Origin of the sequence: Nonomuraea cavernae (genome assembly GCF_040655715.1) — a bacterium.
GTDB classification, from domain to species: Bacteria; Actinomycetota; Actinomycetes; order Streptosporangiales; family Streptosporangiaceae; genus Nonomuraea; species Nonomuraea cavernae_A.
The window spans coordinates 183,146-205,508 of sequence record NZ_JBFAKL010000011.1; the positions used below are offsets into that span (position 1 = coordinate 183,146).

16 protein-coding genes are annotated in these 22,363 nt (G+C 72.1%); 11 read left to right on the plus strand and 5 right to left on the minus strand.

Annotation, left to right across the window (positions count from 1 at the left end; all coding sequences use genetic code 11):
* Positions 1–83: 83 nt before the first annotated feature.
* Positions 84–1,490, minus strand: a complete 1,407-nt coding sequence (locus tag AB0I38_RS18725) for an LCP family protein (RefSeq protein ID WP_358468975.1) — start codon at positions 1,488–1,490, stop codon at positions 84–86.
* A 327-nt stretch (positions 1,491–1,817) separates the two neighbouring features.
* Between AB0I38_RS18725 and AB0I38_RS18730 the strand changes: the two genes are divergently transcribed.
* Genes AB0I38_RS18730 through AB0I38_RS18740 form a run of 3 tightly spaced genes read left to right on the plus strand, consistent with a single transcriptional unit; the run spans position 1,818 to position 6,136 of the window.
* Positions 1,818–2,216 (plus strand): DUF1992 domain-containing protein, encoded by a 399-nt coding sequence (locus AB0I38_RS18730; protein WP_358468978.1) that lies wholly within the window; start codon positions 1,818–1,820, stop codon positions 2,214–2,216.
* A 46-nt stretch (positions 2,217–2,262) separates the two neighbouring features.
* Positions 2,263–4,566: a xanthine dehydrogenase family protein molybdopterin-binding subunit gene (locus AB0I38_RS18735; RefSeq protein WP_358468981.1), complete on the plus strand. Its 2,304-nt coding sequence runs from the start codon at positions 2,263–2,265 to the stop codon at positions 4,564–4,566.
* A gap of 10 nt (positions 4,567–4,576) precedes the next feature.
* Positions 4,577–6,136 (plus strand): phospholipase D family protein, encoded by a 1,560-nt coding sequence (locus tag AB0I38_RS18740; protein WP_358468984.1) that lies wholly within the window; start codon positions 4,577–4,579, stop codon positions 6,134–6,136.
* A gap of 140 nt (positions 6,137–6,276) precedes the next feature.
* Here AB0I38_RS18740 and aroQ read toward each other — a convergent pair whose 3' ends face one another.
* Together aroQ and AB0I38_RS18750 are read right to left on the minus strand one after the other, a co-directional pair.
* Positions 6,277–6,726 (minus strand): type II 3-dehydroquinate dehydratase, encoded by a 450-nt coding sequence (gene aroQ / locus AB0I38_RS18745; RefSeq protein ID WP_358468987.1) that lies wholly within the window; start codon positions 6,724–6,726, stop codon positions 6,277–6,279.
* A gap of 127 nt (positions 6,727–6,853) precedes the next feature.
* Positions 6,854–7,672, minus strand: coding sequence for an NAD-dependent epimerase/dehydratase family protein (locus AB0I38_RS18750; RefSeq protein WP_358468990.1), 819 nt, complete (start codon positions 7,670–7,672; stop codon positions 6,854–6,856).
* A 345-nt stretch (positions 7,673–8,017) separates the two neighbouring features.
* On the opposite strand from AB0I38_RS18750, the gene AB0I38_RS18755 reads away from it, so the two are divergent.
* The 3 genes from AB0I38_RS18755 (at position 8,018) to AB0I38_RS18765 (ending at position 11,483) form a co-directional block, all read left to right on the plus strand.
* Positions 8,018–8,164 (plus strand): hypothetical protein, encoded by a 147-nt coding sequence (locus tag AB0I38_RS18755; protein WP_358468993.1) that lies wholly within the window; start codon positions 8,018–8,020, stop codon positions 8,162–8,164.
* A 30-nt stretch (positions 8,165–8,194) separates the two neighbouring features.
* Positions 8,195–10,735, plus strand: a complete 2,541-nt coding sequence (locus tag AB0I38_RS18760) for a DUF4118 domain-containing protein (RefSeq protein WP_358468996.1) — start codon at positions 8,195–8,197, stop codon at positions 10,733–10,735.
* A 79-nt stretch (positions 10,736–10,814) separates the two neighbouring features.
* Entirely contained in the window at positions 10,815–11,483 is a 669-nt protein-coding gene (locus AB0I38_RS18765) for a response regulator (RefSeq protein ID WP_358468999.1), read from the plus strand.
* A gap of 70 nt (positions 11,484–11,553) precedes the next feature.
* On the opposite strand, the gene AB0I38_RS18770 is transcribed toward AB0I38_RS18765, so the two are convergent.
* Positions 11,554–12,738: a site-2 protease family protein gene (locus AB0I38_RS18770; protein WP_358469002.1), complete on the minus strand. Its 1,185-nt coding sequence runs from the start codon at positions 12,736–12,738 to the stop codon at positions 11,554–11,556.
* 306 nt (positions 12,739–13,044) lie between these two features.
* Here AB0I38_RS18770 and AB0I38_RS18775 point away from each other — a divergent pair, with 306 nt between their 5' ends.
* The 5 genes from AB0I38_RS18775 to nrfD all read left to right on the plus strand — a co-directional run bounded on the left by AB0I38_RS18775 (position 13,045) and on the right by nrfD (position 21,260).
* Complete coding sequence (locus AB0I38_RS18775; RefSeq protein ID WP_358469005.1) at positions 13,045–15,180, plus strand: polysaccharide lyase 8 family protein; 2,136 nt, start codon at positions 13,045–13,047, stop codon at positions 15,178–15,180.
* 45 nt (positions 15,181–15,225) lie between these two features.
* Entirely contained in the window at positions 15,226–16,185 is a 960-nt protein-coding gene (locus AB0I38_RS18780) for a hypothetical protein (protein ID WP_358469008.1), read from the plus strand.
* Between the two features lie 80 nt (positions 16,186–16,265).
* The gene (fdh, locus tag AB0I38_RS18785) at positions 16,266–19,430 is read left to right on the plus strand and encodes a formate dehydrogenase (RefSeq protein WP_358469011.1); all 3,165 of its coding nucleotides are present in this window, start codon (positions 16,266–16,268) and stop codon (positions 19,428–19,430) included.
* The gene (locus AB0I38_RS18790; RefSeq protein ID WP_358469014.1) at positions 19,423–20,304 is read left to right on the plus strand and encodes a 4Fe-4S dicluster domain-containing protein; all 882 of its coding nucleotides are present in this window, start codon (positions 19,423–19,425) and stop codon (positions 20,302–20,304) included. The genes fdh and AB0I38_RS18790 overlap by 8 nt, the downstream gene beginning before the upstream one ends.
* A complete protein-coding gene (nrfD, locus tag AB0I38_RS18795; protein ID WP_358469016.1) occupies positions 20,298–21,260 on the plus strand; it encodes an NrfD/PsrC family molybdoenzyme membrane anchor subunit in 963 nt (320 codons plus the stop codon). Before AB0I38_RS18790 ends, nrfD begins: the two co-directional genes overlap by 7 nt.
* 113 nt (positions 21,261–21,373) lie before the next feature.
* Here nrfD and selD read toward each other — a convergent pair whose 3' ends face one another.
* Positions 21,374–22,348, minus strand: coding sequence for a selenide, water dikinase SelD (gene selD / locus AB0I38_RS18800; protein WP_436838758.1), 975 nt, complete (start codon positions 22,346–22,348; stop codon positions 21,374–21,376).
* Positions 22,349–22,363 lie beyond the last annotated feature (15 nt).

Below are 22,363 nucleotides of genomic sequence, written 5' to 3' on the forward strand. Positions count from 1 at the left end.
ACCGAGGGCCGCAGACGGCCCAGCACCTCACGACGGCGAGGCCGGCGGGCCCATCGTTCCTGCTACTGTCACGCGGCCTACTATCACGCGGCGCAGGTGTCGTGCGTCGCGTCGAACCCGTCGAGCGCGTCGGTGTCACCGGTGCGCAGGGCCTTGAGCCCCTTCCAGTCGTCACCGACGACCAGCACCAGGCGGCTGGTCCGCGCGCCGGGCACCGCCCTGGGCGTGGCGGTGACCAGGTCCTTGACCAGCGTCGGCACTCTCGTCTCACCGTTCGGCGAGTAGAGGATCAAGCTCTTCGCGTACGGCTTGCGTGCCGCGTCGGTGACCTTGGTGATGTGATAGCCCCGCTGCTCCAGCGCGGCGGCCACCTGCGAGCCGAGACCGCCCCGATAGGTGCCGTTGCGCAGCTCGATCTGGACCTTCGACCGGGAGACCTTCGTCTGGCCGCCCTTGACGCGCCCCGGCCCGCTGTCCCTGGCGACGAGCCGGAAGAGCCGCGTCGCCTGCGGCTGGACCCACTCGACCCGGCCCGGCTGGCTCAGTGAGTAGTGCCACGGCGTGGTGATGAAGCGGATCTGGCCGGCGGTGAGCCCCTGGAGGCTGCCGGCCAGGTCCTTCATCACTCCGGGCGTGAGGCCGGGATCGGTGGTGACGGCCCTGGTGCCCGCGTCGAGGAAGCCGATGAGCCTCGCGGGATTGGTCAGCGTCTCGCCGCTCATCACCTTCTGGACCATCGACGCGATGAACATCTGCTGGCGCTGGATGCGGCCGATGTCGGAGCCGTCGCCGAGGCTGTAGCGGGCGCGGACGTAGCCGAGCGCCTCCTCGCCGTCGAGCGTCTGGCGCCCGGCGGGCAGGTGGAGCAGCGCCTTGGTGTCGTCGACCCGCTCCGGCAGGCAGACCTCGACGCCGCCGACGGCGTCGACCATGCTCTTGAAGCCGGTGAAGTCGACCTTGACGAAGTGGTCGATGTGGATGCCGGTCAGCGCCTCGATCGTCTTCCAGGTGCAGGTGATGCCGCCGGAGTTGAACGACTCGTTGATCATGCCGAGGTGCGGCCGCTGGCCGGGCAGGGCGCCCTTCGCGCGGCAGAAGGGGAGCTGCACCAGCGAGTCGCGAGGGAAGCTGACCACGATCGCGGTGTCGCGCCGGGACGAGACGTGCGCGAGCATGATCGTGTCGGTGCGCTCGCCCGGGAGCCTGCCGTACCTGGCGTTCTTGCCGTCGCGCTGGTCGGAGCCGACGATCAGCACGTTCATGGCGGTGCCCGCCACCTTGGGCGGGCGGGTCGCGCCCAGGTCGTCCTGGGTGACCTCGATGTGCTTGACGTTGCCGGTCAGTTTGACGTAGACGACGGCCGTGGCGCCCACGACCAGCAGGACGAACCCCAGCGCGATCGCGATCGACCAGCGCAGCCAGCACACGCCGGCGCGGCGCGACGTGCGCGGTGACGGGGAAGGCGGCGCATCGACAAGCCCGCGGCTCACGTGACTCCCAAACAGGACGGGGCCGAGCGCGCCGCCCGTGGCGAGAGCCTCTCCGTGCAGATGTCGGCCGGTTGAACCTCGCCGAGTCTACTCAGGCGATGCGCGAGCCACATGAGGACGGCGAGATCTCCCGTTAGTCCGGCACGTTCACCCGCGGGGAGACCGCGCCACGCGCGGATCGAGCCAGACCGTGCCGGTGGCGGTCTCGTCGCGGGCGGCGGCCGGCTGTGCCGGTGGCGGTCTTGTCGCGGGCGGCGCCCGCCGGCCGTCCCGCGGGCCCTGGGTAGCCTGGACGGGAAGCCACGAGAACATCCCGGGAGCCGCATCGTGACGGAGCGCAGACCCCTTGGCATGCCCTTCGAGTCGTGGATCGACCGGCAGATCCGCGAGGCGGAGGAGCGCGGCGAGTTCGACGACCTGCCGGGCAAGGGCAAGCCGCTCCCCGATCGCAACGAGGCCACCGACGAGATGTGGTGGATCAAGCAGAAGCTGAAGAGCGAGAACCTGTCCATGCCGCTGCCGCCGACGCTCGCCCTGCGCAAGGAGGCCGAGCAGGCCCTGGCCGACGCGCTGGGCGCCCGGACCGAGGCCGAGGCCCGGCGGATCGTCGAGGAGATCAACGCGAGGATCCGTGAGGCGATCAGGACGGGCCTGCCCGGCCCGCCGCTCAACCTGATGCCCTACGACGTCGAGCGGGTCGTGTCCGACTGGCGGCGCGCCCGGTAGTTCCCGGCGTCTGGACCGCCCGTGTGATCGAGTTCACAATCGGTCCATGGGTGACGGGACACAGATAGGCGCCAGGACACCGCGCAGGGAGGACGCCCGGCTGCTCACCGGCCGGGCCGGATACGTCGGCAACGTACGGCTGCCGGGCATGGCCCACGCCGTCGTGGTCCGCAGCCCCATCGCCCACGGGCGGCTGGCCGGCTGCGACGCCAAGGCGGCCTGGACGGTCGAGGGCCTGCTCGACGTCATCACCCCGGCCGACGCGACCGCCGTCCGGCTGCCCTGCGTCACCCTCGCGACCGGCCAGCGGCATACGTCCTATCCGATCCTGGACCAGGCGGTCCGCTACGCGGGCCAGCCGCTCGTGCTGGTCGTCGCCGAGACGCCGGAGGCCGCCGCGGACGCGGCCGGGCTGGTCGACCTGGAGTTCGACGAGCTGCCCGCGGTCATCGGGATCGAGCGGGCGCTGGATCCCGGGGCTCCGCTGCTCTATCCCGAATGGGGCACCAACCTGGTCACCGACTCCGTCCTCGGCGACCCCGACTGCGACGAGGCCATCGCGGGGGCGGAGCACGTCGTCGAGCTGACGCTCGGCTTCGGCCGGGCCTCGCCCCACCCCATCGAGCCGCGCGGGATCGTCGCGTCCTTCGACGGCGAGGAACTCATCGTCCGCACGTCCACGCAGGCCCCGCACCACGTACGCGAGCACGTCGCGGACGCGCTCGGGCTGACGCACGACAGGGTGCGCGTGGTCAGCCGCGAAGCCGGAGGCGGGTTCGGCGGGAAGGAGCACCTCTACCCGGACGAGGCACTCGTCTGCCTGGCCGCGATGCGCCTGGGCCGCCCGGTGAGCTGGACCGAGTCGCCCGGCGACCGCCTGGTCGCCACGCTGCCCGCGCGGGCCGCCGTGCACCGCGCCCGGCTGGCGCTCGACGCGGACGGGCGGTTCGTCGCCCTGCACGCCGACGTGGTCGGCGACCTCGGCGGCCACCCGTCCAACGTGGGCATCTCGCCGTTCGCGGTGACGGCCATCATGCTGCCCGGCCCCTACCGCTTCGACCGGGTCGCGGTACGGCTGCGCGGCGTCGTCACCACGACCACGCCGACCGGCTCCTACCGGGGCTTCGGCCAGCCCGAGGCCACCTGGACCCGTGAGCGGCTGGTCGACGAGGCGGCCCGGCGGCTCGGCGTGGACCCCGTGGAGCTGCGGCTGCGCAACCTGCTCGGGCCCGGCGAGCTGCCCTGCACCACCAGGACCTACCAGCCGTACGACTCCGGCGACTACCCGCGCGCCCTGCGGACCCTGCGCGACCTGATCGTGCCCCCGGCGGGAGGCGACGGGCGCCGCCGCGGGATCGGGTTCTCCTGCCACGTGGAGGCCACCGGGCTGGGCCCGTCGATGGCCATGAAGGCGACCGGCATGCTGGCTGGCGGCTACGAGACCGCGGTGCTGCGGATGGAGCCGGACGCCTCGGTCGTGGTCTCGTCGGGCGTGGCGGCCATGGGGCAGGGCATCGAGACGGCGCTGGCCCAGATCGCCGCCGACCGGGTCGGGGTGCCGTTCGAGCGGGTGCGGGTGGTGCTCGGCGACACCGCCGTCACGCCGTACTCCTCGATCGGGTCCATCGCCAGCCGTTCGCTCGCGGTGGGCGGGGGCGCGCTCACGCAGGCCGCGGCGCGGCTCCGGGACAAGATCGTGGCCATCGCGGCCCACCGGCTGGAGGCGGCCCCGGAGGACCTGGATCTCGTCGGCTCCGCCGTACAGGTGAAGGGTGATCCGCGGACGGCCCTGACGCTGCGGGAGATCGCCACGTCGGCGTGGCGCGGCTGGGACCTGCCCGAAGGCATGTCGCCAGGGCTGGAGGAACGGGTCAGCTACGACCCCGTGGCCTACACCTTCGCCTACGGGGCGCACGCCGCGGCCGTCGCGGTCGATCCGGAGACGGGGGCCGTCGAGGTGGAGGGCTACTGGGCCGTCGGTGACTCGGGCGTACAGGTGAACCCGGCCATCGTCGAGGGCCAACTGCGCGGCGGCATCGCGCAGGGCATCGGCATGGCGCTGACCGAGGAGATCGTCTATACCGACGACGGGCAGCCCGTCACCGAGTACCTGTTGCCGACGACGCGCGAGATCCCCGACATCCACGTCGCGATGCTGGAGACGCCCTCGCCGATCACGCCCGGCGGCATGAAGGGCGCCGGTGAGGCCGGGACCATCGGGCCGCCGGCCGCCATCGGCAACGCCGTCGCCGCCGCCCTCCCGGAGATCGCCGACCGGGTCACCAGCACGCCGCTGACTCCCGAGGCCGTCTGGTCGCTGCTGAGGCATGAACACGGAGCGACCGGGTAGCCCGGGTCGGATGGGGCTCACGGACTGGTTCCTCACCGAGGAGGAACGCGGCAATCCGTTCACCCGGCTGACCGCCTGGTCGACGGGAAACCTGGTGCGCCCGCTCGCCCACGGCGCCACGTACTTCGCCGAACTCCAGGAGCGCCTGGACGGGCTCGGCGACGACGACCTGCTGCTGTTCGCCGACTGGCGCGGCGATCCCGACGAGCGGCTGAGCGACGGCGGCCCCCGGGTGGCGGGCGCGATGGCCCGCGCGGCGGGCAACGGAGCGCTGGTCAGGGGGCTGCTCTGGCGGTCGCACCTCAACCTGCTGCGCTTCAGCGCCGCCGAGAACCGGCACTTCGGCGCGGACATCGAGGAGGTCGGCGGGCAGGCCGTGCTCGACACACGGGTACGGCCCCGCGGCTCGCACCACCAGAAGTTCGTCGTGTTACGCCACAGCTCGGGCTCGGCCCGGGACGTGGCCTTCGTCGGCGGCATCGACCTGTGCCATAGCCGCCGCGACGACGCCCGGCACGGCGGCGACCCGCAGGCCGCGCCCATGCCCGACGTGTACGGCGAGCGGCCGCCCTGGCACGACCTTCAGGTGGCGATCCACGGGCCGGCCGTGGCCGAGGTGGAGAAGGTCTTCCGCGAACGCTGGGAGGACCCGGCGCCCGCGACCCGCCAGCCGCTGCGGAGATTACGCGACCACTTCCAGCGGATGGACGACGTGCCTCCGCTGCCGCCGCCTGGTCCACCGCCGGCCCCGGCCGGGACCCATGCCGTGCAACTGCTACGCACCTATCCCCACCGGCGCAGCGCCTACCCGTTCGCCCCGAGAAGAGGGGAGCGGAGCGTGGCGCGCGCCTACCAGAAGGTGCTGCGCCGGGCGAGCGCGCTCGTCTATCTGGAGGACCAGTACCTGTGGTCGACCGAGGTGATCGAGCCGTTCGCCGAGGCGCTGGAACGCGAGCCGGAGCTCCGCATGATGATCGTGGTGCCGCGCCACCCCGACCAGGACGGCTGGCTGGCCGGCCCCGCCAGCCTGATCGGCCGGAGCGAGGCGCTCGCCCGGCTCCGGCAGGCGGGCGGCGACCGGGTCGCGGTCTACGACCTGGAGAACCACGCGGGCACCCCGGTGTACGTGCACGCGAAGGCGTGCGTGGTCGACGACGTGTGGGCGAGCGTCGGGTCCGACAACGTCAACCTGCGGTCGTGGACGTACGACTCGGAGCTGAGCTGCGCGATCGTGGACGAGGAGCTGGACCCGCGCCCGCCGGGCGGGGCCCGCGTGTTCGCCAGGCGGCTGCGGCTCGCGCTGGCCGCCGAGCACCTCGACCGCGACCCGGGCGACGTGGACGAACTGTGCGATCCGAAGATCGCCTTCGAGGCGTTCGCCGAGTCGGCGCGGCGCCTGGAGTCGTGGCACCAGGGTGGCTGCCGGGGGGCGCGCCCGCCCGGACGGCTGCGCCCGCACCCTCAGCCGGAGCTGGGGCGGCTGCGGCGGACGCTGGCCATGCCGTTGTACCGGCTCGCCGTCGACCCCGACGGCCGGCCCCCGGACCTGCGCCGGTCGCGCCGGTTCTGACGCATGGTTCTGACGCGGCGGTGGCGTGCCTGGCTCTGATCCGCTGGTCTGATCCGCTGGTCTGACCCGCTGGTCTGACCCGCTGGTCTGACCCGCTGGTTTCCGCGCTGCCGGCTGGTCTGCCGGTTCTGGCGGTGGGGTCAGCGGGTGGCCTGGAACAGGCCGTTGATGGCCAGGACGTAGCCGTACACGCCGAAGCCGACGACGATGCCGCGGGCGACCGGCGACAGGTAGGAGTGGTGCCGGAACGGCTCACGCCGGTGCACGTTGGAGATGTGCACCTCGATCACGGGCAGCTCGACGCTCTCGATGGCGTCGTGCAGGGCCACCGAGGTGTGGGTGTAGGCCCCGGCGTTGAACACCGCGCCGATGGACCGGCCGGCCTTCACCTCGGCGCCCGCCTCCTGGATCCAGTCGATCAGCTGGCCCTCGTGGTTGGACTGGCGGAAGTCGACGTCGAGCCCGAGCTTCCCGGCCTCCTGCCGGCACAGCTCCTCGACCTCGGCCAGCGTGGTCGAGCCGTAGACCTCGGGCTTTCGGGTGCCGAGCAGGTTGAGGTTGGGGCCGTTGAGTATCAGGACCGATGCCATGGGTGCCTCGATTCGGGTGGACTTCTCGGAGCTGCGCCCATCCTCTCCGATCCGCTCCTCTCCCCCTGCCCAGCCGTACGGCGAACCTTCCCTGGCCCGGCCGTACGGCGAGCTCGGCCCGAGGCGGTCAGTGGGCGAAGGAGAATCCAGCGCCCCGGAGCTTGGCGGAGCTCAGGGGGACGGTCGGTGTCCTGATCTCGCCGCGGAAGGTCAGCGCGGGCCACCCCTCGGCGGCGCAGATCTCGCCGAACATCTCCTCGTTCGTCCGGGGGGTGACGGCGTCGGGGACGGCGTTGTAGATGCCGGTCAGGCCCTCGCTCACCACGAAGTCGAGGGCCGCCGCCGCGTCACGGTAGTCGATCCGGTAGAGCAGGGCGGCGGCGGAGAAGGGGACGCTGCCGCCCAGCACCTCGTGGGCGAGCTTCACCCGGGTGGGGTAGTCGAGGTCGCGGGGATGGCCGTAGACGTCGGGGATGCGGACGACCGCCCCGCCGGTCGTGGCCAGCACCGCCTGCTCGGCGGCGACGAAGTTGCGCGGCGAGGCGTCGGGATCGGTGGTCGTCGGCGTCTCCTCGTCCACCACGGCTCCCGTGCCGGCGCCGTACACGGAGACCGAGCTGGTGAAGACCACCCGGGGGTGCGCCTCGGCGGCGGTCCGCGCGCTCGCGGTCAGCGTGTCGGCGTATTCGGCGACGCGCTGGCCGGCGTCGAAGGAGCGGGCGAGGCGCGGGCTCACGGTCAGCACCACGGCGTCGGCCCCGTCGGTCACCCGCTCCACGGCCGGTCGGTCGCTGCCCCGCAGGACCGCCACGTCGGAGCAGACCTCTCGCAGCTCCTCGACCCGTCCGGGCGTGGTGGTGGTGCCGGTCACCTGATGGCCCGCCTCGGTCCAGCGGCGGGCGAGCTCCATGCCCACGTTGCCACAGCCGATGATCACGTAACGCACGTCAAGACCTCCTAGGGAAACGCTGTTTCACTTTGCCCTACGAGCCGCCCTCACCGCCACCGCACAGAACGAGGTATTCGCGGGCACCTCCTGGTGCGCCCCCCGCGTTGAGTTCGTTCGCACTTCTGGCCTGAGCCCCCGCGTAGAGTTCGTTCGCACTTCCGGCATGAGCCCCCGCGTAGAGATCGCGTCAACTTCCGGCCGCTGCGCGTATAGAACCCGTCAAGAAGTGAGAAACAGGCCGATTTCGGGGCTTTGCTTGCCATATCGCCACCTGTCCTGGTGGTCGAAGGGCCGCCCGACCGGGCGGTCAGCGTCAACCATGCCTGTCCGGAGGCTCCCTTCGTGACCACTTACGATGGCCTCAAGGTGGAATGCGGCAGGCCGGGTGAGGACTATGCGGCAGGCAGGACCGTCCCCCTCAGGGACGACACGAGGACATCCGTGGCCGTGAACGTGCTCCGGCTCAACCTGGCGCTCGACCGGTCGTGACCAGGAGCCGTACATGACCAGGGGCCGTACATGACCAGAGGCCGTCTGCGGGTCTACCTCGGGGCCGCTCCCGGGGTGGGCAAGACGTACGCCATGCTCAGCGAGGCCCGCCGGGCCCGCGAGCGCGGCAGGGACGTGGTCGTGGGGCTCGTCGAGACCCACGGCCGGCCCCGCACCGCCGAGCTGCTGGAGGGCCTGGAGATCGTCCCCCGCAGGACCATGGTCCACCGGGGCGCCACCTTCACCGAGCTCGACGTCGAGGCGGTCATCCGGCGGGCGCCCAAGATCGTGCTGATCGACGAGCTGGCCCACACCAACGTGCCCGGCTCGGCCAACCCCAAGCGCTGGCAGGACATCGACGAGGTGCTGGACGCGGGGATCGACGTCGTCTCCACGGTCAACATCCAGCACCTGGAGTCGGTCAACGACGTGGTGCAGGAGATCACCGGCGTCCCGCAGCGCGAGACCGTCCCCGACGAGGTGGTGCGGCGGGCCGACCAGGTGGAGCTGGTCGACATGTCGCCCGAGGCGCTGCGCCGCCGGATGTCCCACGGCAACGTCTACGGCCCCGAGAAGCTGGACGCCGCACTCGCCAACTACTTCCGCGTCGGCAACCTCACCGCCCTGCGCGAGCTGGCCCTGCTCTGGGTCGCCGGCAAGGTCGACGACCAGCTCGACCGCTACCGCGCCGAGCACGGCATCGCCGGCACGTGGGAGACCCGCGAGCGCGTCGTGGTCGCGCTGACCGGCGGCCCCGAGGGGGACACACTGGTACGGCGGGCCGCCCGGATCGCCGCCCGGAACAAGGGCGCCGACCTGATCGCGGTGCACGTGACCAGCGCCGACGGGCTGGCCGGAGGCGACCCGGCCCACCTGGCTCGCCAGCGCACCCTGGTCGAGAGCATGGGCGGCACCTACCACCAGGTCGTCGGCGACGACATCCCGCGCGCCCTGCTCGACTTCGCCCGGGGGGTGAACGCGACCCAGCTCGTGCTCGGCGCGTCGAGACGGGGCCGGCTGGCGCAGGTCCTCTCGCGAGGGGTGGGCGTCACGACCACGGCGCTGTCCGGCTCGATCGACGTCCACATGATCACGCATGCCGAGGTGAGCAAGGCCGGCACCCGCCGGCCGCGTTCCCGGGCGGCGCTCACCCGCAGGCGGCGGCTGGCCGGATGGGTCATGGCCGTCGCCGGGATGCCTCTGCTGACCGCGGTGCTGCTGCCGTTCGCCGGGACGCTGGCGCTGCCCAGCGAGATCCTGCTGTTCCTGCTCATGGTCGTCGGGGTGGCGCTGGTCGGCGGCATGTGGCCGGCGCTGACCGCGGCCGTCGGCGGCTCGCTGCTGCTCAACTGGTTCTTCACGCCGCCGTCCGGTCAGTTCACCGTCTACGATCCGCAGAACTTCCTGGCGCTGACCGTGTTCGTGCTGGTCGCCGCCGCGGTGAGCGTGATCGTGGACCTCGCGGCCCGGCGCACGCGGGAGGCCGCCCATGCCGGCGCGGAGGCGGAGCTGCTGTCCACCCTGGCCGGCCACGTGCTGCGCGGCCAGGCCGCGGTGCCGTCGCTGCTCGCCCGGATGCGGGAGACGTTCGGGCTGGCCTCGGTCACACTGCTGGAACGGCTCGGCGAGCCGTTCCCGGAGGACCGCTCCGAGCCCGGGGCATGGCGGATCGTGGCCACGTCGGGCGGCGCCCCGGCCACCTGCCCGGACACCGCCGACACCGACGTGGTGATCGACGACGACCTGGTCCTCGCGGCGCGTGGCCGGCTGACCGAGGCCGCCGACCGGCGGGTGCTGGAGGCGTTCGCCGCCGAGACCGCCGTGGCGCTGCGCCAGCAACGCCTGCAGGAGGAGCTGGACCGGGCCAAGCCGCTGGCCGTGGTGGACCGGATGCGCACGGCGCTGCTCGCGGCCGTCAGCCACGACCTGCGCACCCCGCTGGCCGCGGCCAAGGCGGCGGTGGAGAGCCTGGGCAACACCGACATCGACTGGTCGGAGCGGGATCGCGTCGAGCTGCTGGCCACCGCTGAGGAGTCACTGGAGAGGCTGGAGCGGCTCGTCGTCAACCTGCTCGACATGAGCCGCCTGCAGGCCGGCGTGCTGGGGGCCGACCTCCAGCCCGTACTCGTCGAGGAGGTCCTGCCCCGGGCGATCGACGACCTCGGACCGGTTCGCGACGACGTCGAGGGCGACATTCCGGCCGGGCTGCCCGAAATCATCGCCGACCCGGCGCTGCTGGAACGAGTGCTGGTCAACCTGATGTTCAACGCGGCCCGCTTCAGCCCGCCCGGCGAACACGTGCTGATCACCGCCAGCCAGTACGCCGGCCAGGTCGAGATCCGCGTCATCGACCGCGGCCCCGGCATCCCGCGCGAGGCGCACGACCGGGTCTTCCTGCCCTTCCAGCGCCTCGGTGACCGCGACAACCACTCAGGAGTCGGCCTCGGTCTCGCGCTGTCCCGAGGGCTGGCCGAGGCCATGGGCGGCACCCTCGTGCCGGATGAGACGCCGGGCGGCGGTCTCACCATGATCCTGACGCTGCCTGTCGCGACGGAAGCGGGCCTCCTGTGACCCCACGTGCTGCCTGCCGCGACGGAAGCGGGTCTCCGGTGACTCGCGTGCTGCCTGTCGCTACGGAAGGAGGTCTCCGGTGACCCGGGTGCTGGTCGTCGACGACGAACCGCAGATCCTGCGGGCCCTCCGGATCAACCTGGCGGCCCGGCACTACGAGGTCGCGGTCGCCGCGGACGGCGGCACCGCCCTGCGCGAGGCCGCCGACTGGCATCCCGACCTGATCATCCTCGATCTCGGGCTGCCCGACCTCGACGGCGTGGACGTCATCCACGGCCTGCGCGGCTGGACCAGTGTCCCGATCATCGTGCTGTCCGGCCGGGCCGACGGCCACGACAAGATCGAGGCGCTCGACGCGGGGGCCGACGACTACGTCACCAAGCCGTTCGGGGTCGACGAACTGCTCGCCCGGATCCGCGCCGTGACCCGCCGGACCAGCGCCCAGGAGCCGGAGCCCGCCCGTGTCCGGCTCGGCGAGCACGTGGTGGACCTGGCAGGTAAGACGATCTCCGGCGACGTACGGCTCACGCCCACGGAGTGGCACATCCTGGAGCTACTGCTGCGCCACCCCGGCAAGCTGATCAGCCAGCGGCAGATCCTCACCGAGGTGTGGGGCGCTCAGTACGTCAAGGAGACCCACTACCTGCGCCAGTACATGGCCCAGCTGCGCCGCAAGCTGGAGCGGGATCCGGCGCGTCCGGTTCATCTGATCACTGAGCCGGGCATGGGTTACCGCTTCCAGCCTTGAGACTTGCGGTCGTGAGGCACCCAGCCCTGAGGTACCCGGCCGTGAGACTTCCCGCCGTGAAGGGAAGGCGTCAGGGGCGGGGGTGGTCGGTGTACGGGGGTGCCAGGTCGGCGCCGCCCGGCCGGCGGGGCCGCAGGTCGGCGGTCTGGATCACCCGGCTGATGTCGCTGGGCGTGATCAGCCCGACCAGGTGACCGCCGTCGTCGAGGACGACCGCGCGCCCGTCGGCGCAGCCGTCCATGCGCGCGAGCAGGTCGGTCAGCGCGTCGTCCGGCCGCGCCGTGGGCACCTCGCCCGGCGGGCAGGCGATGTCCCGCAGCCGGGTCGAGGCGCGCCGGTCGGCGGGCACCCGGCGGATCCGGTTGAGCGTCACCAGACCGGCGAAGACGCCGTGCTCGTCCACGAGCGGATAGGTCGACAGGTGCGAGACCATCACCAACCGGTCGATCAGGGTCGTCACGGACTCGTCGGGGTACGCCGCGACGGGGTGCGCCGTCATCACCCGGCTCACCGGGATGCCGTGCAGGGCGGGGGCGACCACGGCCTGTTGCTCTTCGGCGCTGGCGGCGTTCACCAGGAACAGTCCGATCAGGGCCAGCCACAGCCCCTGGAAGCCGAGCCCGGTGACGAGCTGGGCGAAGCCCAGGGCGATCAGCGCGTAACCGAAGATCCGGCCCGCGCGGGCGGCGGTGATCGAGGCCCTGACCTGGTCGCCGTGCCACTTCCACAGCACCGCGCGCAGCACCCGCCCGCCGTCCAGCGGCGCGGCCGGGATCAGGTTGAACACGGCCAGCAGCACGTTGATCCCGGCCAGGTAGGCGAACATGCCGACGACCAGGGACGTGGCGCCGGCCACGCCGGCCAGCCAGGCCACCAGCCCGAACACCGCCCCGGCGACCAGGCTGGTGGCCGGTCCGACAGCGGCGATCCGGAAGTCGGCGCCCGGTGTGCGGGCCTGGCCGCGCAGCCGGGCCACGCCGCCGAGCAGCCAGAGCGTGATGCCCGCCACCTCGATGCCGTGCCGCTTGGCGACCATGGCGTGGGCCAGCTCGTGGGCGAGCAGCGAGGCCAGGAACAGCAGCGCGGTCACGAGCGCGGCGATCACGTAGATCGCCACCGAGTGCCCCGGAAAGGTGACCGGGAACCGGCCGAAGGCCAGTCCGACCACCAGGATCACCACGATGACGAGCACGCTGACGTTGAGGCCGACCGGCACTCCACCGATCCGGCCAAGACTGATGGAGGAGCGCATCATCTCTCCCGTGCTAGTTCACGCGTCCCCTTCCCTCCACCGGCACATGCACACAGATCACGCCACAAAGCTCACCCGGCCATAATCGTTTGCGTGACGGGGTACTCCAGGCGATTATTTCTCCAGCTCAGCGCCGCCGCCGCTGGGGCGGCCGTCCCGGGGCAGGACACGCGCTCTCGGGATCAGGACGCTCAGGACCAGAACTCTCAGAACCGGAACTCTCAGGATCAGGACTTTCGGGATCAGGATTCTCGGGGCCGGGAGTTCGGGGAGCAGGAGTTCGACCGGCTGCGCCAACGGTGGCGGGACGTGACGGCGGGGTCGGGGTTCGACGCGGCGGCGGAGCCGTACCGGACGCGGCTGGCCAGGCTGGGCTCGACGGCGGCGGCCTACCGCGACCTGATGGCGCCGGGCGGCGCGTCGCTCTGGCCCGGCCTCCCCTTCCCCTCCTTTCGTGACACCCCGGCGCGGCTGCGGACCATGGCGCGCGCGTTCGCCCTGCCGGGGACCGGCCTGACCGGTGACGCGGAGCTGGCCGGGGCCGTGGCGTCCGGGATCGACCACTACCGGCGGCGGGTCTACGCGGCGGGCGCGAAGGCGGCCGGCAACTGGTGGAACTGGGAGATCGGCGTCCCCAAGCGGCTCCTCGACGCGGCCGTGCTCATCGGGCCCCACCTGACGGAACGGCAGGGCGCGGCGCTGGCGGAGGCGGTGGACCACTTCGTCCCCGACTGCCGCCTGGACGACTACAGCGGCAACAGCACCGGGGCCAACCGGGTGGACCTGTGCACGGTGCTGCTGCTGCGCGCCGTCCTCACCGCCGACCCCGGCCGGGCCGCACGGGCCGCCTCGGGGCTCTCCCCGACCTTCCCGTACGTCTCGGAGGGCGACGGTCTCTACCGGGACGGCTCGTTCATCCAGCACACGTTCGTCCCCTACCAGGGCACCTACGGGGCGGTGCTGCTGTCCGGGCTGGCGACGCTGTTCGCGGTGCTGCGCGGTTCGCCGTGGGAGATCACCGACCCGAACCGGCAGGTCGTGTACGACTCCGTCGAGAGGTCGTTCGCGCCCGTCGTCCACGACGGCGTGTGCATGGACCTCGTCAGCGGCCGGGCGATCGGCAGGCACCCGTACGGCGACCACCGGAGGGGACGCGCGATCGCCTCCGCGATCCTGCTCCTCGCCGAGACCGCCTCCGCCGCCGAGCGGTCCCGCTGGCAGGCCCTCGTCAAGGGGTGGGCGGCGCGGAACACGCCCCAGCCCATGCTCGGCGCGGTGGAGGCCACCGACCTGGGGTTCCACGCCCGGCTGGCCGCGGTCCTGGACGACGCCGCGATCCCCACGGCCGCCGAGCCCGTGGGGCATCGGCTGCTCGCGATGAGCGCCCGCGCGGTGCACCGCAGGCCAGGCTGGTGCGCGGGGCTCAGCATGGCCTCCCACCGGATCGGCCACTACGAGCACGGCAACGGCGAGAACCTGCGTGGCTGGCACACCGGCTCCGGAATGCTCTACTGGTGGACCGAGGGCCACGGCGACCAGTATTCAGACGGCTTCTGGTCCACGGTCGACCCCTACCGCCTGCCGGGCACGACGGTCTCCACCAGGCGACTGCCCGACGGCGCCGGGGCGAGCTGGGGCGACACCTGCCCGCCGGGCCGCTGGGTGGGCGGCGCCACCGACGGCACGTACGCCACGGTCGGCCAGCACCTGAACGGCCTGGAGAGCACCGTGGAGGCGTTCAAGTCGTGGTTCTTCCTCGACGACGCCGTGGTCTGCCTGGGCGCGGGGATCAGCGGCGCGGACGGCGTGCCGGTCGAGACCATCGTGGACAACCGCCGGACCGGCGCGTTCCTCACCGTGGACGCCGCCGGACACTGGGCGCACCTGGAGGGACACGGCGGCTACGTCCTGCCCGACGGCGACCGTCTGCGCACGTCGCGCGAGGAGCGCGGCTCCGGGACGGCCCGCCGCACCTACGTGACCCTCTGGTTCGACCATGGCGTCGATCCCGCCTCGGCGGGATACGTCTACCTGCTGCTGCCGGGGGCGGACCAGGCCGAGACCCGGGCTCGGGCCGCCGACCCCGGGTGGGCGCGGGTGCTCGTCAACACCGCCCGGCGGCAGGGAGTGCACGTCCCGTCACTTGGGATCACCGCCGTCAACTTCTGGAACGCGGGAACCGCCGGCGGGCTGACCGCCAGCGCGCCGTGCGCGGTGCTCGTCCGCGAGCGCGGCGACGGCACCGCCACGCTGACCGTGTCGGACCCCCGGCGCGACCTGGGCGAGCTGACCGTGACCTGGGACCGGCCGGTCGCCGAGGTGATCCGTGGGCACCGGCTCCTGGCTCGCGCGACGACCGGGGCGAAGCTCACGCTCTCCTTCGGCCGGTTGTCCGGCCAGGGCGGCGGTTCGACGACGGTGACCGTACGGATCCGGTCTTTATGATCTCGATTTACCGACGCCCCAATTGACCATCTATGCTCTCGATCCATGTCATTTCAAGCACCTCCGCTGAGCAGTCCGAACGCGGGCAACCGCGAATCGGCGGCGCCCACACCGGCGCAACCCCAGAAAGCCGAGGACCAGCCTCATGAAGAGGAGAAAGCGGGCGTTCTTGACGTCTTAGAGAAGGTCGGATCGGTAGTCGTCCCGCTCGGCGTCACCCTGTACGCGCTGCTCTACATCGGCTACCAAGGGATCTACTCGTTCTTCGGCGTCACTCCTGAGCAGGCGGGCATCGACCAGGCAGTGCTACTCGGGCGGCTGCTGGGCACGCTCGTGCCCCTGCTGATCGCCGGCGGGCTCGTCGTCGGGCTCATCGTCAGCCTGGGCTGGCTGCTGAACGTGATCACCCGCGGCTGGACGGGCCGAGTGGTCCAGGGAAGCAGGCAGCGCCCGTGGATCATCGCGGTCATCGCCGCCGCGTGGGCCGGCCTGTCCTACCTGGGGTACATGTACTACCTGACCGCGCTGGCCAGCAATCTCGACTCGAAGGCGCTGGAACTCGAAGCCCTGGACCTGGTCATAGTCATCGGCCTCGGCGTGCTGGCCTACGTCGTGCCCTTCCGGCTGCTGCGCCGCAAACCGCTCGGCCGCGCGGGCTTGAAGGTGCTGGTCGGAGCGCTCACCGGGGTCGGCGTCGGGTTCGCCCTCATCATCCAGATGTTCATGGGCACGCTCCAGGTGCTGGAGAAGGGCGAGACGACCGCGCTGCTGGACGCCGTGGGATTTCAGACCCAGTGGGCCAAGCTCCAGGACAGCAGCGGTAAGCCGCTCTACGACAGCCGGTGGATGATGATCCTGGGTGAGCGTGAGGGCGGATACGCGATCTACGACTGCGACAAGGCGATAACGTTCCGCAAGTTCTCCGAGAGCACGATCCTGAACGAGCTGCAGACGTACTCGCCTGACCGCGAAGCCGGCTTCACCTGCGGAAGTCTCGCGGAATAGGGCCGCTGCCCGCAGGAACCGTGCCGGGGTGATTACCTCCGTCAGACGGGGGCAGCACTCCTGTCGTGGCAGGTAGGGGCATGTTCTCCAGGTGGCCGCTGATCAGGCAGCTCCTGGGCGAGGACGGCAGGAGAGACGCGGCGCGGTCGGCGCGGACCGACGCGCTGCGCCCGCGCACCGAGCGGGCCGACACGGTCGCCCGCTCCGTCTGCCCCTACTGCGCGGTCGGTTGCGGCCAGCTCGTCTACGTCAAGGACGGCCGGGTCAGCCAGATCGAGGGCGACCCCGACTCGCCCATCTCTCGCGGCCGGCTGTGTCCCAAGGGTTCGGCCAGCAAGCAACTCGTCACCCATGAGGGCCGCCAGACCCGGGTGCTCTACCGGCGGCCGCACGGCACCGAGTGGGAGCCGCTCGACCTCGACACCGCGATGGAGATGATCACCGACCGGGTGCTGCGGACCCGGCGCGAGACGTGGCAGCAGACCGACGGGGACAAGGTCGTGCGCCGCACCATGGGCATCGCCGGACTGGGCGGGGCGACGCTCGACAACGAAGAGAACTACCTGATGAAGAAGCTCTACACCGCCCTCGGCGCGATCCAGGTGGAGAACCAGGCGCGCATTTGACACTCCTCCACCGTCCCCGGTCTGGGGACCAGCTTCGGGCGTGGCGGTGCCACCGGCTTCCAGCAGGACCTCGCGGGCGCGGACTGCATCGTCATCCAGGGCTCCAACATGGCCGAATGCCATCCGGTCGGCTTCCAGTGGGTGATGGAGGCCAAGGCGCGCGGGGCGAAGGTGTTTCACGTGGATCCACGCTTCACCCGCACCAGCGCGATGGCCGACACCTACCTGCCGATCCGCGCGGGCAGCGACATCGTGCTGCTCGGCGCGCTGATCAACCACGTGCTGGGCAACGGGCTGGACTTCCGTGAGTACGTGCTGGCCTATACCAACGCCTCGTCCATCGTGTCCGAGGACTTCCAGGACACCGAGGAGCTCGACGGGCTGTTCTCCGGCTTCGACCCGGAGACGCGTACGTACGACCCCGCGAGCTGGTCGTACGAGGAGGATGGAGGACCGGAGCCGGACGAGCGGGGGGAGGGCGGGCGGCGTCACGCGGAGGCCGCCGGAGCCGACCGCTACGGCTCGGGCGGAGCCGCCGCGCCACCCAGGCCGCGGACCGACCCGACGCTGAGCGATCCGCGCTGCGTCTACCAGATCCTCAAGCGGCACTTCGCCCGCTACACCCCTGAGCTGGTCGAACGGATGTGCGGCATCCAGCAGGCCGACTTCGCCGAGCTGGCCGAGGCGATCACCGCCAACTCCGGCCGGGAGCGGACCACCGCCTGGGTGTATTCGGTCGGCTGGACCCAGCACACGGTCGGCGCGCAGTACATCCGCACCGCCTCGATCCTGCAACTGCTGCTCGGCAACATGGGCCGGCCCGGCGGCGGCATCCTGGCGCTGCGCGGGCACGCCAGCATCCAGGGCTCGACCGACATCCCGACCCTGTTCAACATCCTGCCCGGCTACCTGTCCATGCCGCACGCCCACCGGCACGAGGGCCTGGACGACTACCTGGAGCACGAGGGCGGTGAGACCGGCTTCTGGGGCAACCGGCGCTCCTACCTGGTGAGCCTGCTCAAGGCGTGGTGGGGCGAGGCGGCCACCGAGGAGAACGACTTCTGCTTCGACTACCTGCCGCGCATCACCGGCGACCACGGCCACTACACGACCGTGATGAACCAGATCGACGGCACGGTGAAGGGCTACTTCGTGGTGGGGGAGAACCCGGCGGTCGGCTCCTCCGGCGGCCGGGCGCAGCGGTTCGGCCTGGCCAACCTCGACTGGCTGGTGGTGCGCGACCTGACGCTGGTGGAGACGGCGACGTTCTGGCGGGACGGCCCGGAGCTGGAGACCGGCGAGCTGCGCACCGAGGACATCGCCACCGAGGTGTTCTTCCTGCCGGCGGCGAGTCACGTCGAGAAGGAGGGCACGTTCACCAACACGCAGCGGCTGCTGCAGTGGCGCGAGAAAGCGCTCGACCCGCCCGGTGACTGCCGGAGCGACCTGTGGTTCTACTACCACCTCGGCAAGCGGATCAGGCAGCGGCTGACCGAGGACGAGATCGACCGGCCGGTACGCGAGCTGACCTGGGACTACCCGGAGGAGGGCGAGCGCGCCGAGCCCTTGGCGACTGCCGTGCTGCGCGAGATCGGCGGCGTCGGGCCCGACGGGCGGGCGCTGTCCGCCTACACCCAGCTCAGGCCCGACGGCTCCACCCAGTGCGGCTGCTGGATCTACTGCGGGGTCTACGCCGACGAGGTCAACCAGGCAGCCCGCCGGCGGCCGGGCCGCGAGCAGACGCCCGTGGCGCCCGAATGGGGCTGGGCCTGGCCGGCCAACCGGCGGATCCTCTACAACCGGGCCTCCGCCGACCCCGAGGGCCGCCCGTGGAGCGAGCGCAAGGCGTTCGTCTGGTGGGACGAGGAGCAGGGTGAGTGGACCGGGCTCGACGTGCCGGACTTCGAGAAGAACAAGCCGCCCGGCTACCTGCCGCCCGAAGGCGCCAAGGCGCAGGACGCGCTGGCCGGGACCGACCCGTTCATCATGCAGTCGGACGGCAAGGGCTGGCTGTACGCGCCGCTGGGCCTGGCCGACGGGCCGATGCCGGCGCACTACGAGCCGCACGAGTCGCCGGTGCACAACCCGCTCTACCGTCAGCAGGCCAACCCGGCACGCCGGATCTACCACCGTCCGGAGAGCCCTTACAACCCGCCGGAGTCACCCCGGTTCCCGTACGTGCTGACCACCTACCGGCTCACCGAGCACCACACGGCGGGCGCCATGAGCCGGCCGCTGGCCTATCTCGCCGAGTTGCAGCCGGAGCTGTTCTGCGAGGTGTCGCCCCAGCTCGCGGCCGAGGTCGGGCTGGTCAACGGCGGTTGGGCGACGATCGTGACCAGCCGCTCGCTGATCGAGGCCAGGGTGCTGGTCACCGGCAGGGTCCGGCCGCTGCGCGTCCAGGGCAGGGTGATCCACCAGGTCGGCCTGCCGTACCACTGGGGGTGGGGCAGCGGCGGCCTGGTGACCGGTGACGTCGCCAACGACCTGCTGCCGATCGTGCTCGACCCCAACGTCTACATCCAGGAGAGCAAGGCGATGACCTGCCATGTCCGGCCGGGCCGGCGGCCCAGGGGACAGGCGCTGCTCGACCTGATGGAGGAGTACCGGTATGGCTGAGCGGATGGGCTTCTTCACCGACACCAGCGTGTGCATCGGCTGCAAGGCGTGCGAGGTGGCCTGTAAGGAGTGGAACGAGCTGCCCGACGACGGGTTCGTCTTCGAGGCGACCTCCTACGACAACACCGGGGCGCTCGGCGCGAGCACCTGGCGGCACGTCGCCTTCATCGAGCAGACGCGCACGGTGCGGATGGACGGTCACGAGGAGGACGTGGACCGCTGGCTGATGTCGTCGGACGTGTGCAAGCACTGCACGCACGCCGCGTGCCTGGACGTCTGCCCGACCGGCGCGCTGTTCCGCACCGAGTTCGACACGGTGGTGGTGCAGCCGGACGTCTGCAACGGCTGCGGCTACTGCGTGCCGGCCTGCCCGTACGGCGTGATCGACCGCAGGCAGGACGACGGGCGGGCCTGGAAGTGCACGATGTGCTACGACCGGCAGCTCGGCGGGCTGGAGCCGGCCTGCGCGAAGGCGTGCCCGACCGACTCGATCCAATTCGGCCCGCTCGACGAGCTTCGCGAGCGGGCCGCCGGCCGGCTGGCCGGTCTGCACGCCGACGGTCACACCGAGGCCCGGCTGTACGGCGAGAGCCCCGACGACGGGGTGGGCGGCACGGGCGCGTTCTTCCTGCTGCTCGACGAACCCGAGGTGTACGGCCTGCCGCCGGATCCCGTGGTCACCACCCGCGACCTGCCGGCCATGTGGCGCTGGGCCGGGGCGGCGGCGGTCTCCATGGTGGGTGTCGTGGCGGCGGCCTTCCTGGAGAGCAGGGTTTCGGGGAACAGGGTTCCGGCGGGCAGGAGTCTGGTGGGCGGGGTTCTGGGACGCGGTGCTCCAGGACGCGGGGTTCTGGGCGGTAGGGGGCGATGGTGAAGCGGGAACGGGCGATGGTGCCGGAGGCGGAGTTCCGGTCCTACTACGGGCGGCCGGTGATCAAGGCCCCGATCTGGCACGAGCCCCACATGCCGACATATCTATACCTGGGCGGAATGTCGGGGGCGTCGTCCCTGATGGCCATCCTGGCCAGGTACACCGGATACCCGGGGCTCGCCCGCACCGCCAGGGTCGCGGCGGCGGTCGGCTCGGCCGCCGGAGCCGTCCTGCTCGCCGCCGAACTGGGCAGGCCCGAACGGTTCCTCAACATGTTCCGGCTGTTCAAGGTCACCTCGCCGATGAGCGTGGGCTCCTGGATCCTGGCCGCGCAGGGCGGCCTAGCGGCGCTCGCCGCCACCTCCGAGCTGACCGGGATCCTCCCGGTGGCCGGTGACGCCGCCGTGCTGGCCTCCGGGCTGACCGGTCCGCTCACCGCCACCTACACGGCGGTGCTCGTCGCCGACACCGCCGTGCCCGCCTGGCACGAGGCCCACCGGGAGCTGCCGTTCCTGTTCGCCGGGAGCGCGCTGGCCAGCGCGGGAGCCGTCGGCCTGGTGGCCGCGCCCCGTGCCGAGGCGGCACCGGCCCGCGCGGTGGCGGTCGCCGGGTCCGTCTTGGAGACCGTCGCCGGCGTGGTGATGGAACGCCGGCTGGGGCTGCTCGGCGAGCCGTACCGGCTGGGGCGGGCGGGACGCCTGATGCGCGCGGCCCGCGCGCTGACCGTCGGCGGCGCGGCCCTCGCCGCCGTCAGCGGGCGCGGCCGGACGCTCGCCGTGCTGTCCGGCCTGGCCCTCACCGCGGGCGCCCTGTGCACCCGGTTCGGGATCCTGGAGGCGGGCCGCGCCTCCGCCGCCGACCCGAAGTACACCGTCATCCCACAGCGGCAACGCCTCGACGCCCGCGCCGAACCGAGCGCGGCTCCACCTGACGAGCGCGAGCCCGCGAACCGGACGTAACCCTCGGCAGAGCGGTAACGCGGCTTTGCCGGAGGAGGGTGAGCCCGCGAACCCGACGTAACCCCCGGCGCAGCCGCGACGCGACTCCGCCGTGCGCGGAGCTCGATGGGGGATCAGCGCAGTCGCAGGGCGGCTCCGTCGAAGGGGATGAGCTCTCCGACGATGGGGGCGCCGGGGATCTCGGCGGCCACCAGCAGGCCGCCGGAGGTCTGGGCGTCGGCCAGGAGCAGGATGTCCTCCTCGTCAATGCCTCCCGAGTCGAGGTGCGGCTGCACCCAGGCCAGGTTGCGCCGGGTGCCGCCGCTGACGAAGCCGTCGCGCACCGCCTCGCGGGCCCCCTCCAGGTAGGGAACGGCGGCCGCATCGACCACCGCCGTCACACCGCTCGCCCGGGCCAGCTTGTACAGGTGGCCGAGCAGGCCGAACCCGGTCACGTCCGTCGCGCACCGCGCGCCGGCCGCGAGCGCTGCCCGGGAGGCGTCGCGGTTGAGCGTGGTCATCGAGGCGACGGCCTGCGCGAACACCTCGCCGGTCGCCTTGTGCCGGGAGTTGAGCACCCCGACGCCGAGGGGCTTGCTGAGGGAGAGCGGCAGCCCCGCCCGGCCGCCGTCGATGCGCAGCAGCCGGTCGGGGTCGGCCAGGCCGGTGACGGCCATGCCGTACTTGGGCTCCGGATCGTCGATGCTGTGACCGCCCGCGACGTGGCAGGAGGCGGCCCGGGCCACGTCCAGCCCGCCGCGCAGCACCTCCTTGGCCAGCTCCAGCGGCAGCTGCGCCATCGGCCAGCCGAGCAGGTTGACCGCCACCAGCGGCTGCCCGCCCACCGCGTAGACGTCCGACAGGGCGTTGGCCGCCGCGATGCGTCCCCAGTCGTACGGGTCGTCGACCACGGGCGTGAAGAAGTCGGCCGTGGCCACGATCGCCCGGCCGTTCTCGATGCGGACCACGGCGGCGTCGTCACCGTCGTCGAGCCCGATGAGCAGGTCGCCTTCGGGGGAGGACCCCCCGAGCAGGCCCGCCACGACGGCCTCCAGCTCGCCGGGCGGGATCTTGCAGGCACAACCGCCTCCGTGCGCATACTGCGTCATCCGGACCCGCCCGAC

Coding starts and splice junctions, on each gene's coding strand:
- AB0I38_RS18760 (WP_358468996.1), top strand. CDS start 8,195: ATGACCAGAGGCCGTCTGCGGGTCTACCTCGGGGCCGCTCCCGGGGTG.
- AB0I38_RS18780 (WP_358469008.1), top strand. CDS start 15,226: ATGTCATTTCAAGCACCTCCGCTGAGCAGTCCGAACGCGGGCAACCGC.
- AB0I38_RS18770 (WP_358469002.1), bottom strand. CDS start 12,738: ATGATGCGCTCCTCCATCAGTCTTGGCCGGATCGGTGGAGTGCCGGTC.
- AB0I38_RS18735 (WP_358468981.1), top strand. CDS start 2,263: ATGGGTGACGGGACACAGATAGGCGCCAGGACACCGCGCAGGGAGGAC.
- selD (WP_436838758.1), bottom strand. CDS start 22,348: ATGACGCAGTATGCGCACGGAGGCGGTTGTGCCTGCAAGATCCCGCCC.
- aroQ (WP_358468987.1), bottom strand. CDS start 6,726: ATGGCATCGGTCCTGATACTCAACGGCCCCAACCTCAACCTGCTCGGC.
- AB0I38_RS18790 (WP_358469014.1), top strand. CDS start 19,423: ATGGCTGAGCGGATGGGCTTCTTCACCGACACCAGCGTGTGCATCGGC.
- AB0I38_RS18740 (WP_358468984.1), top strand. CDS start 4,577: ATGGGGCTCACGGACTGGTTCCTCACCGAGGAGGAACGCGGCAATCCG.
- nrfD (WP_358469016.1), top strand. CDS start 20,298: ATGGTGAAGCGGGAACGGGCGATGGTGCCGGAGGCGGAGTTCCGGTCC.